This is a genomic window from Oscillospiraceae bacterium (assembly GCA_015067255.1).
Classification (GTDB): Bacteria; Bacillota; Clostridia; order Oscillospirales; family SIG519; genus SIG519.
Genome location: SVMS01000001.1, coordinates 70,380 through 85,158 on the forward strand (window position 1 = coordinate 70,380; position 14,779 = coordinate 85,158).

Below are 14,779 nucleotides of genomic sequence, written 5' to 3' on the forward strand. Positions count from 1 at the left end.
TGTCATTAGTAAGTAAATTTTCACTAATGCGGTTAATATAAAGTAATATTTATTTAACATTTATTTTAGGAGGAGTAATTATGGCTAAGACAACAAGCAAAAGACTTATTTCATTGCTGTTAGTAGTAATGATGGTTGTTTCTTTTGTGCCCGTTCAAGCTTTTGCGCTTGAAAGCAGCACAGAAAATACAGACCAAAATGAAATTCAGCATATGGAACCAAACCCATTCGTCAAAACAGTACTTCTTAAAGAAGTCAAATCCAAAATTGACACTGTTCTCGGCACATATTTAGGCACAACAATAATGTCTAAAGAAGATGTTGAGAATATTGTTTCTGATATGGATGACGGATACTTAATTTCTTCATGGGAAGAGACTTCAGCTATTGTAGAGTTAATAAAAACTATGACAGATGCAGAAGTTTATTTCTTGAAACAGCACGAAAGCACCGAAACCTTCGGTTATTTCTATGCTTCATTGAACGAAATTTGCAATTCTTCAGCTGTTACTGACATTACTGTTAGCGACACTATCGACAGCTGTATGTCAAGCGGTGAAGTTCTTGTTGCGCAGGCTGTTGATGCATGCGAACATATCGAGGTTATTGACCCTGCTAAAGCTTCCACCTGTACTCAAACAGGCTTAACAGAGGGTAAGCACTGCTCTGTTTGCGGCGAAGTTCTTGTTGCGCAGGCTGTTGTCCCCGTTAAAATGCATACTCCCGGTGCAGAAGCTACTTGTACCACCGCTCAAACTTGTACTGTATGCGGCACTATATTAGTAAATGCTATAGATCACGTTTGGACCGATGTACCCGGTAAAGCTCCCGGACGTACTGAAAACGGCTATGAGCCTTACATAACCTGTGAGGAATGCGGAGCAATTGACGGAGAAATCGTTGTTATTCCCGCACTCGGTGAAGCTTCTATTTCAAGCTACGACGAGCTTATCTTCAATTTAGCTTTGCTTGAAGAAATCGCAAGTATGTATGTAAAAGAAAATCCCGGCAAAAATCCTATTGCTCTTGTTATTAAATATATCCGTACCGGTGTTGACCGCTACAACTCAGGCTCCTGGGGTATTATGGCAGGTTATGAGGATGCGGACTTTGCCAAATATGTAAAACGTATGGAAGATACGGTAAATGCAGAGGTTACCGATGGCAATTATCTTATGGTTACCGGCCTTAAGAACATCAACAATTTCCAGCTTCCTAACGGTGACAACGCTGATATCGGACACGTATTCGGCGCTATGGACATCACCTATCACAATAAGGGCAGCCAGAATCACGCCGACGTTTCCGGTTGGGCAGGCGACTTAGTTGACCTTTTGGAATTTTCTGATATGGTTGGCGTTTCCGGTGATATAGATACAATGATAAAATATATCTCCGAAAATCTCTTAGGTAAAGTTCCTACAATTCTCGGCGCTCCCAGTATGAGTCAGGAAGATATCTACGGTGACCTTGATGCATACTACATTATGTATGTACTTAACAGTGTAGAAGAAGACTATGTTTCAGGTACATTAACCGAAATCCTGATGAACTACTTCACTGAGGACCTTTCAATTGAACAGCGAGCTGCTTTCTTCCTTCGCAACAGACTTGAAACCACAGGCACACGTGCTCATGTTCGTAACGCTGTATATACTGAGTATGCAGGCAACAAGCTTATTGCAACACTGGAAGGAACCAGAGAATTTCAAAGCAATAATCTTTTTGACTTAAGAAAAGCTGTTTGCTATAGCTTTGCTGATTATATCTGTAAGCTGGCAGGCGACTATGTTGAAAAGATAGACAATCCTTATTATAACGTATTTACATCAAATATGTCTGTTTTAGCCCCCGGTATTACTCAGGAGTATTATCAGGCAACAACTGTAGACGGTAAACAGATGGTTTACTACGTTGCAACTGCTGATATTACCCGAGATGATGTTCACGTATTTGCTAACTATCATAACGCAGCTCCCGAAGACGGTTGGGCTATGCAGCGTGTAAAAGACCAGGCAAATGCGGCACAGGCAAAATACGGCGACCCCAACAGTCCTGATTACATTCCCAACTATAACGTAATAATCAGCACAAACGCTGACGGCTATAATATGACTACCGGTGAGCCCGGCGGCTTGTTGATTATGAACGGTAAAGAATGGCACGGAATTGATAACGGCGGCTTCTTTGGTATTACAAAAGAGGGCAAAGCTGTTATAGGCACTAAGGCTGATTACAACAACACTTACAAAGGACAGCTTGCTGATGCTGTCGGCGGCTTTGGTACTATGCTTATCAGAAATGGCGAGATTGCTATTTCAAAAACTGATGACTATTACAATAGCCGTGCACCCAGAACAGCCGTTGGTATCACTAAAACCGGTAAGGTTGTACTTATGGTACTTGACGGACGTCAGGAGCCCTACTCCTGCGGCGGTAGTATGCAGGAAATTGCGCAGATTATGTTTGAAGCAGGCTGTGTAGATGCAGTTAACTTGGACGGCGGCGGCTCCACTACTTTTGTTGCAAAACAACAGGGTGAAGAAGAACTGACTCTTATGAACAAACCTTCCGACGGTGCTGCTCGTTCAGTAAGTACATCTCTTTTGATGGTTTCTACTGCTCCCAGCTCTACCGCTTTTGACCACGCAAATCTCGAAAGCGACTATAGCTATGCTACTATAGGCACACCTGTTCAGATTACTCCTGTAGGTATCAGCGCAACAGGTAATATTACAGACCTTCCCGAAGGCTATACCTGGGCAGTTTCTAATGAAAGATGGGCTGCAATTTCTCAAGACGGTGTATTCACAGGTAAGAGAAACGGTTCTGTTGATGTATATCTTATGTTTGATGGCGCAATCATCGGCAGCAAAACTATGAATATTGTAGTTCCTGAAACAATTTATTTTACTAAGAATACTGTTGATGCAGTATATGGTTCTACTGTTAAGCTTCCTATAGCTGCTCTTTGTGAAGGTAAGCAGGTTGCTATCAATACAAATGATATTGACTTTGTTCTTGATAATGCAAAAGCAGGCACAATTGACGGCTTTAATTTCACAGCTGCGGAAACTTCAAGCATAAAGGTTGCTAAAATTACTGCATCCTTAAATACTGATTCTTCAATTGTTGCAGTTATAACTGTAAGCCTTTATAAGCAAGGCGAAAATTCCTTTGATTTTGATAAAGCTACCGGCGGAGACCGTTTACTTGCTTGGGACCGTATTATTTCCAACTCCACAACAACTGACGGTATGTCCTTTGTAGCAGTTGACACTGATGAGGAAATGGTTACATCTTATATCTTTGCGATGGATATGTCCCAAATCCCGATTCCTGCACAGCTGGCTGACCTTGTTTATATGCTGCCCGGTGCAGATATGGCAGATGCTTCCGCTTGGAACTTCCTTCTTCAGTTGGCTGAGCGTGTAAGTACTTTAACCGAGGTAACACCTGTACTCCATTTTGATTCTGACGTTGATGTAGATTACAGCGAATTGAAAATCCTTAACGATTACTTTGAATTGGTTAGCACAGATTTTGATGAAGCTGCCAATACACTCAGCCTAAAGCTAAAATGGATTGACAGAACAGCAGCTATTGACCCTGCAACAGCTAATCCTCTTTGTCTTGTAAGCGGAATCAAGCTTACTCCCAAAGCTGATGCTAACTGGGATTCCAATAAGCGTTTACAGATAACTCACGCAGGCAAAATCAGCTACAAGATTTATCTTAGAGCAAATGCCCTTTACTCCTTTGCTCTTAAGCCTGAAAATCAGCAAATCTTTGGCTTAATACCTTTTGTAAATCCTGATTTACCCTCCGAATCCGGTGCATATTTCAGCAACGTTTATAAGGAATTTGAAGATTCCTACACTCTTGTTAATGCACTTAAGAACGGTTGGTACGCAGAAGACGGCGGCTTTGCATACTACATCCAAGGCGTTAAGATGGCAGGCGGTGTTAAGGAAGCTGACGGCTATTACTATTACTTTGACGACCACGGAATTAATATCGGTCAGGTTAAATACACCGGTGTATTCAGAGATGACAGAGTAGGCTCTTATTTCTATGCTAAGAACGGTGTTCTTGAAGGCGGTTGGCAGTCTTTTGAGGGAAATTGGTATTATTTTGATAAGACCACTCTCAAAGCAGTAAACGGAAAACAAAAGCTTGGCGGCGTTACTTATGAATTTGACGGAAACGGCAGATTAAAATCAGGCGTTTGGGTAAATGTATTTGTCGGTTGGAGATATTATTACGGCCCAGACTATTACCGCACAAAGTGGCAAGAAATTGACGGCGAATGGTATTACTTCAGAGATGGTGTTCGTGTAACAGGCAAGAGCCGTGTTACTGCACTTGATAATACAGGTCTAAGAAGATGGTATGATTTTGGCGAGGACGGCGCAAGTCGCGGTCTTGTTACCGGCATCGTAAACAATGAGGGCGAACTTTATTGGTGCGAAGAAGGTAAGGAAAAAGAAATCGGCTTATTCTGCTTAAACGGTGATTATTACTATTCACACATTGGCGGTAAGCTTATTACCAATCAGCGCTATTATGCTTGGCTTATTCACGAAAGCAGTGAATTACCTAAGGGCCATTATGACTTTGGTGCAGACGGTAAAATGCTTGGTGTAAATAAAGAAACCGGCATTAGCGGTATTGTTGAAAAAGACGGCAATCTCTATTATTATGAAAACGGTAATCCTACTGAAAAGTTCTTATTCAAATATAACGGCGATTACTATTATTCCAGATACAACGGTCAGTTAGTAGTAAATACTACATATTATGCATACAAAGTTGACAGCAACTGCGATTTACCCGTAGGTCATTATGAATTTGGACCCGACGGTAAGATGCTAAATGGTATTGTAGAAAAGAACGGTGAACTTTACTATTACGAAAACGGTGTCGGAATAGAAAAGGGTCTGTTCCTGTATGACGGCAACTACTATTGTGCAAAAAGCAAAGGTAAGCTGGCAGTAAATGAAAGCTACTATGCATGGAAACTGGATGATAGCTGCAATCTTCCTAAGGATAAATACGATTTTGATGAAAACGGCAGATTGATGCTGAACGGTATTGTGAATAAAGGCGGAGTACTGTACTATTATGAAAACGGAAAGCCCGTAGAAAAAGGTCTCTTCAAGTATGAAGACGAGTACTATTATTCAAGATACAACGGCGCATTGGTAGTTAACGAAAGATATTATGCATACAAAGCTGATGCAAGCTGCGATTTACCCGCAGGTCACTATGAATTTGGTGCAGATGGCAAGATGCTTCGTGGTATCGTTGAAAAGAACGGTGTTCTTTACTTCTACGAAAACGGTAATCCTAAGGAAATGTTCCTCTTTGAATATGAGGGTGCTTACTATTACTCAAGATACAACGGTGCATTGGTAGTTAATGATAAGTATTATGCATATAAGACCAATGCAAATTGTGATTTACCTGTAGGTCATTATGAATTCGGACCTGACGGTAAGATGCTTCAGGGTATCGTTGAAAAGAACGGTGTTCTTTACTTCTACGAAAACGGTAATCCTGTTGAAAAGGGATTGTTTAAGTATGAGGATAATTACTATTACTCCAGATATGACGGCTCGTTGATTACCGGCAAGTCATACTATGCATATAAAATTGATAGCAGCTGCGATTTGCCCGTAGGTCATTATGAATTCGGTGCAGACGGTAAGATGCTGAACGGTATTGTAGAAAAGAACGGAAAGCGCTATTACTACGAGAACGGTCAAGCTGTGGAAAAAGGTCTTTTCATTATGGATGGCTACTATTACTATGCAAGATATGACGGTATGATTATTACTAACCAGACATACTATGTATGGTTAGGTAACGGTCTTCTATTCGAAAAGAATTATGTTTTCAATGAATTAGGTCAAATTATTGGTTAAATCTAACGCACAGAGCCTCTTTTGAAGGGGCTCTGTGATATCATTTGGGGAAATTCTGTGTTATATGGAGGTGTCTATGTCAAGCAATAGGGTCTTTAATAATGCAAAATGGATTGTTATTTGCAAAATAGCGCAATCGTTGTTGCAGTTTGTCGTAGGAATGCTTTGCGCAAGATATTTGGGACCGTCTAATTACGGTGTGATTAACTATGCATCATCAGTAGTTGCATTTGTTATACCTATAATGCAGTTAGGTTTGCAATCGACACTTATGCAGGAATTTGTGGAAAACCCTGATGATGAAGGAAAAATAATGGGCACCTCACTAATAATGAATCTGGTGTCCGGCGTTTTCTGTATGCTGATGGTTGGAGCCTTTGTTTCCGTTGCGAATTACGGCGAACCCGAAACAATAATCGTTTGTATATTATACAGTATATCCTTGATTTTCCGTGCGCTTGAGCTTTTACAATATTGGTTTCAGTATAAGCTTCAATCTAAATATCCGTCGATTATAATGCTTTTGTCATATATAGTTGTTTCCGCTTACCGTATTTTTTTGTTAGTGACGGGTAAAAGCATTTATTGGTTTGCAGTTGTTAACGCTCTGGATTTCGCAATTATAGGCATAGCTTTATTAGTCATTTATATAAAGCGCGGAGCCCCAAGATTATCATTTTCTCCGGCTTTGATAAAGAAGCTTTTTAAACGAAGCAAGTTTTATATCTTAGCTTCTATGATGGTAACGCTGTTTCATAATACTGACCACATTATGCTCAAGCTAATGTCAGGAGATGCTGAAAACGGATATTATACAGCCGCTATCACCTGTGCATCAGTTTTTCAATTTGTTTATATGGCTATTGTCGATTCCATGCGTCCCGTAATACTTAAATACAAAAAAGAAAATCAAGAAAAATACGAAAAGAATATTTCCAAGCTTTATTGCATCACATCCTATATGGCACTGGTGCAGGGATTGGGATTTACAGTATTTGCACGGTTGATTGTGTGGATTTTATACGGCACTGAATATGCACCGTCTGTTTTGGTATTACAAATTTTAGTGTGGTATATTGCTTTTTCATATATGGGAGTAGTCCGAAATATCTGGATTCTTGCAGAAGGAAAGCATAAGCTTTTATGGAAAATAAACCTTGTAGGTGCATTGGCAAATGCCTTTATAAACCTTTTGCTTATTCCAAGTATGGGTGCCGTCGGTGCTGCTACAGCATCACTTTTTACACAATTTTTCACAAACTTTGTTTTAGGCTTTATTATTAAACCCATTCGTGAAAATAATCGTTTATTGTTAAAGGGATTAAATCCTAAAATTTTATTATCGTTGTTAGATAAAAACAATTAGGAGAATTTTGAATGAAAGAAACCTCTGTAATAGATTTCGTTGTTCCGTGGGTAGATAACTCTGACCCGATATGGAGAGCTAAAAAAGCACAATATACAGGCGTTGAAGAACAGGAAGGAAACACAGACGCACGTTATCGTGACTGGGATATATTAAAATATTGGTTCCGAGGAATTGATAAATTTGCGCCTTGGGTAAGATATGTTCATTTTATAACCGACGACCAAAAACCTGAATGGCTCAATATTGAACACTCGAAGCTCAAATGGGTAAAGCATACAGATTATATTCCCGCAGAATACCTTCCTACATTTAACAGCCACACAATAGAGTGGAATATTCATAAAATAAAAGATTTATCTGAACACTTTGTCTATTTCAATGATGATATGTTTATCATTAAAGAAACTAAACCTGAGGACTTTTTTGTAGATGGTTTGCCCTGTGATTTACCCGATTTAGGACCTTTATATCCCACCGATTTTTTCTCTAATATGTTGTTTAATAATATTTGCCTCTTAAATCGTCATTTTTCTTTAAAGAAAAGTATACAAGCTAATCCAAAAAAATGGATACAAAAGCAGTCTTTAGGCGGACTTTTCAAGCTAATGCTATACGGCCGTAAGGATTTGATACCTAATAGCAACAGCCGTCACATACATATTTCATACAACAAAAAAACCTATGAAACATTATGGAAACACGAAGCTGAACTTATTGATGCTACCTGTCAGCACAAATTAAGAACTAAAGATGATATAACGCCGTGGTGCTTACGTGATTGGCAGCTTTTTTCTGGAGAATTTTATCCTAAAAAACCGATAGGTAAATTATTTCACACCTCTTCTATTTCTCACAGCGACGAAGCAATCAATTATCTTAAAAAACAAAAGGGTAAAATTATTTGTCTGAATGACAGTGAGGACGAAACAGATTTTGAATTACATAAAAAGATGATTGTAGAAGCCTTCGAAAAGATTTTACCTGAAAAATCTTCATTTGAAATTTAATTATATAATTGAGGTTATGTGAATGAAAATTTCAAAAAGTTTGATTGTAAGAATAATAATTATTATAGCAATAATAGTTGTTACGTCAGTAATTTTTCTAAATTCGTCTGAAAATATTGCAACCTCACAGCAATCAAGCAACGCTGTAATAGATGTTATTGTTCCTAACCAAAATGCTGAGAATAATAAACAAATAAATTTTTTAGTCAGAAAAGCTGCTCATCTTTTTGAATTTGCCCTATTGGGTGCTTTAGTTATGAGTCTTATACTCAATATAAAAAAAGCATTTAAAAAGCACTTTTTCGGTAATGCATTTTTTTATGTGTTGGCAGTAGCTGTAATTGACGAGCATATTCAAAGCTTTTATGAACGGACAAGCTCTACATCTGATATCCTGCTTGACTTTTTAGGAGCGCTTATTGGCTTTGCTATTATACTGATTCTTAAATTAATAATAAATAAGCTTAAAAGCTTACTCGCAACTAAATGAAAAAAGAGGCTGTAAAAAACTTTTTTGTTTTTTTACAGCCTTGTTTTTTAGGGTATAGAAAAAAAGGTGCAGAATCTGTCAATTTCGCACCGACAAATTTTTGTCGGTGGTTCCCCAACGGTGTACAGAGGTACTCCAAGGGCGAAATTGGCATATAGCATAAAACGTATATTTCTTAAAAGAATTAGCAAAAAGATGTTTTTCTATTAATTTTCGCTCTTTCTTTCAAGAGATGATAGTATATAATCCTTTTATTTACTTGTTTTTGCGTTCTGCGCTTTTTTTACATTCCCTTTTGCTATATGCCTATACAAATTTACAAGCCCTGTACTGAGCAAAATTCCGCCTATTATATCGCTGAGCCAATGTACACCTGAAATTAGTCTGCCCACTACCATAAAAGCAATAAAAGCAGTAATTGCTATAGTGATACATTTTCTTGCTGTTTTATTCTTTATGCGGCCGTTAAGCTGCATCACAGCGGTAGGCATAACACACATAACAAGCAGAGTAGTTGAAGAGGGATATGACGCTTCTAAAAAGCCGTCAATCAATATAGGTCTGTAATTCACAACAAAGCTTTCAAAGAAAAGATATGCTGTAATTGTGGCAATATAAAAGGCGCCAAGAACAAAAATACTGTAATCAACCTTTAAAAGACTTTTCCTTTTAATCCATTGTATAAGGCCAAAAGCTGCAAATCCAAAGGCAACGAAAACAGGTACTAAGCCTAACCAATCGGTTATTATATAAAGCGTCATATTAACGCCTGTAAGCTTATGGAAAAATGCGTTAAGCGTTGCAAATCCAACGGACGACTCCATAGGCCCGATTGCTTTGACATCTACAAGGCGAATAAGCACTGTCCACAATACAAATGCGGCAAGTAAAAATACTGCCGCATAAAAATTTTTCTTTTTCATTTTTGCAGTCCCCTTTCAGACACATTGTATCTCAAGAGATAGCCGACTGCAAGAAACTAAGCGTTACATTAGTGATACTTTTCGTATCATTACTTTTTTATGAGTATTTTAATTATTAAAAATACAAACAAAAATATTGCCGCATAGGGCTGCAGGCTTATTATAAAAACAAGTACCCCGACAGCGTTTAATATAAGAGATATTTTACTCTTTACGAGCATCCAAAATGCTTTGTTACAGTTTTGTAAGGCAAGTGTCAATATTCCCCACACTATAATCAAGGCTACAATTACACAATAGCCGATTTTCAGATACAGCGCTCCGTTGAGCGACAAAAGAGAAACCTCATTTATTGTCCCCTGTGTTCTCTGTGCAAAAAGCGGCAAGAAAAGAAGCATAGAAACGCAAAGGTCAAGCAAGCCGAAAACCAAATCTTTAAAATGATTTTCTTTTTGTTTATTGTCTTCCTCTGCTATGCTTAGCATCTCTTCCCCTGATAAAAGCTCATCTACCGTAACAGAAAATAACTTTGATATTCTTTTCAAAGAGTCTATACTGGGATATCCCCTGCCTGACTCCCATTTTGAAATTGCAGTTCTTGAAACATAGAGCATTTCTGCAAGCTCTTCCTGTGTAAAGCCTTTTTGTTTTCTAAGCTCCTGTAATTTTTCATTAAATTCCATATTATCGTTCTTCCTGATATTCTTTATAAATCACAATAAAAATTTATTTCTTTGCAATTACAATAGGCTGATAAAAATCTGTTTCTTTGGGAAACTTCCATACTACACTGCTACAGCCGTTAGAAACAAGCAAGTCTGTAAGCTCTTCTCTGAGAACTGCTCTGTATTCACATTCAAATTTGCTTATTTGCAAAGCTTGTTCGTCATCAATAATATATTGGGTGAGCTTATAACGCTCTTCTTCCCAATTCCAAGCTTGAAAAGATATTCTTTGTCCCTTATCTGTTTTATGGATATACGGCGGAGAATACGGCGGCTTATCCATAAGTAACGAATCATAATCTCTTATACTGGCAACAAATAGTCCTCCAACCTTAATCTGATTTATAATGCTCTTAACAGCTGTTTCCAAATCACTTTTTGTGAGCATATGGGGCAAAGCGTTATCAATGGCAATAACAATATCAAATTGTTGTGAAAAGGTTTTGGACAAAGCACGAAAGTCTGCATATTTAAAGTCTATTTTTACATTGTTATCCAAAGCCCTCTGTCTTGCCTGCGAGAGCTCATTCTCGCTTATATCGGAAGCGTTTACGTTATACCCAAGACAAGCAAGTCCTATTGCCTGCGTTCCTATACCACAGGCGCAGTCAAGAATTTGAGCATCAAAATCAAATCCATTATCTTTAAAAATCCTGTCAAGCACCAAAGCTTGTTCTTTAGTCGTAGCTTGCCAATCGAAAAAAAGCTTATCGTATTCAGAAGCTAAATTATTATAAAAAGTCTGTATAATATCCATTCTTTTCTCTCCAAAATTTATGCTTGTTATTTTCATTATATCACATTAAACACAAGCATACAAGCCATAGGATTTTGTATTGCTTTTTTGTTTTTTTATGTTAAAATAATATTAGTTTCCAAAATCAAATTATGGGGTTTTATATATGAAAGATACTGCGGCTATTATTTTATGCGCGGGTAAAGGCTCCCGAATGAATGACGATTCAAAAAGTAAGGTCTGCTTTGATTGTGCAGGCATTCCTGTTATACGCAGAATTATAGATAGTATGAAAATAGCAGGCGTTAAGCGTTTTGTTATAGTTATAGGACATCTGGCTTACAGCGTTATGGATTGTCTTGACGGAATTGACGGCATAGTTTATGCCTATCAAAAGGAACAAAAGGGCACAGGACACGCCGCTCTTTGCGGCCTCAAAGCCTTACATTCTATGAATTTTTCAGGCTCCGCTATAATTTCTATGGGTGATAAAATAATATCTTCAAATGTTATTTCTGAGCTTTTAAAGCACGCTGAAACCGCAGATGCCGTTTGGGGCGTACAGCCCGTTTCAGATAATTTCAACGGCGGACGTGTTGTAGTACGTGATAACAAGCCTTACGGTGTTATTGAGCTTACCGATGCGGCGCTTATGACGCTTGCCGACATTCCCTCTGAGCAATATAAGGCTAAGCTAAAGGAAATCGGTCTTAACCCCAAAAAAGCAGAGAAGGTGCTTGAGCGTGCACAAAAAAAAGCTCCTGTATCAACTAAAACTCTTTGTAACAAAAGCTTTGGTGCTAATGAAGTTCTCAGCTCCCCATATTCCAATGCAGGCTTATACTGCTTTAATATAAATGAAGCAATCAATATTATCTCGAAGCTTGGCTCTGACAATGCTCAGGGCGAAATTTACCTCACCGATGCTTTAGAGCATTTTGCTTTAAAAAACAGCGCTGTTTTATATGAAGTTTCTGAGAAAAACGATATGCTTACATACAGTACCAAAAAAGAGCTTTGTCAAATAAATGAGTATTTTATGCGTAAAGCTTCGGAATATATAAATGATATTGAAAGCAATAAAATGGACTCCGTTTTTATCGAGCTTTACGAAAAAAATATTGATGAACAAAAAAAGAGATATCTTTCCTTGCTTACTAAATTCATTGAAAAATACGGAGACCGGAAGGTTGTAATCACCCGTGCCCCCGGAAGAATTAATCTTATGGGCAGACATATCGACCACCGTGGCGGTGGTATAAATGTTATGGCAATAAATAAGGATCAGGTGATTGTAGCTTCCTGCCGAAAGGACGATATTGTTCGTCTTTCCAATTTGGATAAAGCATATCCTGACTGCAGTTTTTCAATAAGTGAAGCTCTTTCTTTAGGAGCTAATGACACGTGGCTCAATTATCTCTCCAGTCCAAAGGTCGTTTCTGCTTTAAAGGAAAGCGCAGGAGACTGGTCCAACTATGTAAAATCCGCCGTTTTACGTGCTCAATTCAATACTGATTATTCTTTGTGCGGTATGGATATTATATCAACGGGAAATATTCCTGTTGCCGCAGGACTTTCCTCCTCTTCAAGTATTGTTGTGGCTGTAATGGAAGCTTTGGTGGCGCTCAACTGTCTTAATATTTCAGAGCGTGAATTTATCGACCTTTGCGGAGAGGGCGAATGGTTTGTAGGCTCCCGAGGAGGCTCAGGCGACCACGCTACAATGAAATGCGCCGAAAAAAATGCCATTGTTCATTTGGATTTTAAACCCTTTAAAATTGGTGAAAAGCAAAGCTTTTCCGATAAATATGCAATACTTGTAGCCAACTCTATGCTACAGGCTAAAAAATCTGAAGGAAGCAAGGATACCTTTAATGCCAAGGTTGCTTCTTATGAATTTGCATTTATGCTTTTGAAACGCAACTATCCGCAATATGATTTAAAAGAGTTCAGAGATTTGGCTCAAATCAGACCGTATTCTGAAGTATATAAAATGATTGCTTCTCTTCCCGAAACTATTACAAGAGGCGGTATTAAAGCTCTGCTTCCCGAATATAAAAAGCGTCTTGAAGAAATATTTTCAACTCATAAGGACCCATCTGTATACGAGCTGCGTAATGTTGCTCTTTACGGTATTTCAGAATGTGAAAGAGCAAAGCAGTTTATGAAATTATTAAAAGATGAGGATTACTATGCTATAGGAGATATGATGAAAATAAGCCATAACGGAGATCGTTTAGATATTTGTTCAATAAGCGATGAACAGCTCGAGCTCCTTATTGCTGACAATACTCCTTTTGAGTTTCAAAGCGGCTCTTATAAATGCTCTGCAAAAGAGATTGACGAGCTTTGTGATTTACTTAATAATACTAAGGGTGTATTGGGAAGTGAATTGGTAGGCGCAGGTCTTGGCGGCTGTATTATCGCTCTTATTGAAAAAGCTTACTCTGACTCAATTACCCAAAAACTAAACCGTGAGTATTATGATAAATACTCTCTCCCCCACGTTGCTGATGTTTACAGCGCATCCTGCGGCTCATCTGTTATTTTTTAAAAATAATGGGCTGTCTCACTTATTTAGTGAGACAGCCCATTTGTTATTGCAGGGTTCTTATTATTCTACAAGACCTGTTCTCTCTATACTCTCTGTAAAGAATTTCTGTAAGAAAATATAAAGAATAAGCACAGGAATAATTACAACAAGACAGCCTGACTGAATATCAAGTATACTCTTTGTTGTATCAACAACATAGACGCTTCCTACATCCATAGTAAGCTCATATACATATCCTGTGATATTTACAAGATAAGCTGACAATGTTTTTGCATTGGTAAGGAAAATTGATGAGAACTGATAATCGTTCCAATGCCATACGAACGAAAAGAGGAAGGTTGTTACAAAAGCAGGAACTGCTGTAGGAACAACTATTTTTACGAAGGTTTCAAAAACTCCGCAGCCGTCTATTGCCGCTGCTTCCTCTAATTCCTTAGGCATTCCCTTAAAGCTTTGACGGAATATGTAAATATAAAGACCTGAGCGTATTCCTATTCCAAAAATGGCGGGAATAAAGAAAGCGAGAGGAGAGTCAACAAGAGAAATAGATAAATTTTCTCCTACTATCAATGAACCTAACTTTAAAATTCCGAAAATATCGAAAAATTTAAGGTTTAAAAATGTAGTCAATACAAAGAACTGTTGAGGAACAATTATTGTAAAGAGCACCATAACAAATATAATTTCTCTGCCTCTGAATTTATGTCTTGACAAGCCGTAAGCTGTCATAGACGAAATGATAACAAGAATAACAGATGTAACTATACTTATGAATACTGTAACCATAAGTGCCTGCGGATAATGTATAGCCTTCATAACACGGGTAATATGCTCAAGAGTAAAATGCTTAGGTATCCATGTTACAGATGAATCGTACATATCTACAAGTCCGCGGAAGCTCATTGAAATCATATACAAAAGCGGATACATTATTATATACGCTAAGCCGAAAATGAGGAAAAAACGAAAGATTTTCCACAATATCTGAAGAATATGTCCTGCTTTTTTCCTGTTTGATGTAGTGGTAAGCTTTTTAAATGATATCATA

General features: G+C 38.0%; 9 protein-coding genes. 5 read left to right on the plus strand and 4 right to left on the minus strand.

The window, feature by feature from the left end; all coding sequences use genetic code 11:
- The first annotated feature begins 80 nt into the window (after positions 1–80).
- The 4 genes from E7480_00385 to E7480_00400 are packed head-to-tail and all read left to right on the plus strand — an operon-like array spanning position 81 to position 8,793.
- The gene (locus E7480_00385; GenBank protein ID MBE6903051.1) at positions 81–5,927 is read left to right on the plus strand and encodes a hypothetical protein; all 5,847 of its coding nucleotides are present in this window, start codon (positions 81–83) and stop codon (positions 5,925–5,927) included.
- Positions 5,928–5,961: 34 nt separating this feature from the next.
- Positions 5,962–7,293, plus strand: coding sequence for a flippase (locus E7480_00390; GenBank protein MBE6903052.1), 1,332 nt, complete (start codon positions 5,962–5,964; stop codon positions 7,291–7,293).
- Between the two features lie 11 nt (positions 7,294–7,304).
- Entirely contained in the window at positions 7,305–8,303 is a 999-nt protein-coding gene (locus E7480_00395; GenBank protein ID MBE6903053.1) for a capsule biosynthesis protein CapK, read from the plus strand.
- Between the two features lie 22 nt (positions 8,304–8,325).
- The gene (locus tag E7480_00400; GenBank protein ID MBE6903054.1) at positions 8,326–8,793 is read left to right on the plus strand and encodes a hypothetical protein; all 468 of its coding nucleotides are present in this window, start codon (positions 8,326–8,328) and stop codon (positions 8,791–8,793) included.
- A 251-nt stretch (positions 8,794–9,044) separates the two neighbouring features.
- On the opposite strand, the gene E7480_00405 is transcribed toward E7480_00400, so the two are convergent.
- From E7480_00405 to E7480_00415, 3 genes are all read right to left on the minus strand, one after another.
- Positions 9,045–9,716, minus strand: a complete 672-nt coding sequence (locus E7480_00405) for a phosphatase PAP2 family protein (protein ID MBE6903055.1) — start codon at positions 9,714–9,716, stop codon at positions 9,045–9,047.
- Positions 9,717–9,805: 89 nt separating this feature from the next.
- Positions 9,806–10,399: a helix-turn-helix transcriptional regulator gene (locus tag E7480_00410; GenBank protein ID MBE6903056.1), complete on the minus strand. Its 594-nt coding sequence runs from the start codon at positions 10,397–10,399 to the stop codon at positions 9,806–9,808.
- A gap of 43 nt (positions 10,400–10,442) precedes the next feature.
- Positions 10,443–11,234, minus strand: coding sequence for a class I SAM-dependent methyltransferase (locus E7480_00415; protein MBE6903057.1), 792 nt, complete (start codon positions 11,232–11,234; stop codon positions 10,443–10,445).
- A 109-nt stretch (positions 11,235–11,343) separates the two neighbouring features.
- Between E7480_00415 and E7480_00420 the strand changes: the two genes are divergently transcribed.
- A complete protein-coding gene (locus tag E7480_00420; protein MBE6903058.1) occupies positions 11,344–13,731 on the plus strand; it encodes a hypothetical protein in 2,388 nt (795 codons plus the stop codon).
- A gap of 60 nt (positions 13,732–13,791) precedes the next feature.
- Here the strand turns inward: E7480_00420 and E7480_00425 are convergent, their stop codons facing one another.
- Positions 13,792–14,778: a carbohydrate ABC transporter permease gene (locus E7480_00425; protein MBE6903059.1), complete on the minus strand. Its 987-nt coding sequence runs from the start codon at positions 14,776–14,778 to the stop codon at positions 13,792–13,794.
- Position 14,779 lies beyond the last annotated feature (1 nt).

What these genes read in the sequence shown, in the direction of transcription:
- E7480_00410 (MBE6903056.1), bottom strand. Translation starts at nt 10,399, where the DNA reads ATGGAATTTAATGAAAAATTACAGGAGCTTAGAAAACAAAAAGGCTTT.
- E7480_00395 (MBE6903053.1), top strand. Translation starts at nt 7,305, where the DNA reads ATGAAAGAAACCTCTGTAATAGATTTCGTTGTTCCGTGGGTAGATAAC.
- E7480_00400 (MBE6903054.1), top strand. Translation starts at nt 8,326, where the DNA reads ATGAAAATTTCAAAAAGTTTGATTGTAAGAATAATAATTATTATAGCA.
- E7480_00420 (MBE6903058.1), top strand. Translation starts at nt 11,344, where the DNA reads ATGAAAGATACTGCGGCTATTATTTTATGCGCGGGTAAAGGCTCCCGA.
- E7480_00425 (MBE6903059.1), bottom strand. Translation starts at nt 14,778, where the DNA reads ATGATATCATTTAAAAAGCTTACCACTACATCAAACAGGAAAAAAGCA.
- E7480_00405 (MBE6903055.1), bottom strand. Translation starts at nt 9,716, where the DNA reads ATGAAAAAGAAAAATTTTTATGCGGCAGTATTTTTACTTGCCGCATTT.
- E7480_00415 (MBE6903057.1), bottom strand. Translation starts at nt 11,234, where the DNA reads ATGAAAATAACAAGCATAAATTTTGGAGAGAAAAGAATGGATATTATA.
- E7480_00385 (MBE6903051.1), top strand. Translation starts at nt 81, where the DNA reads ATGGCTAAGACAACAAGCAAAAGACTTATTTCATTGCTGTTAGTAGTA.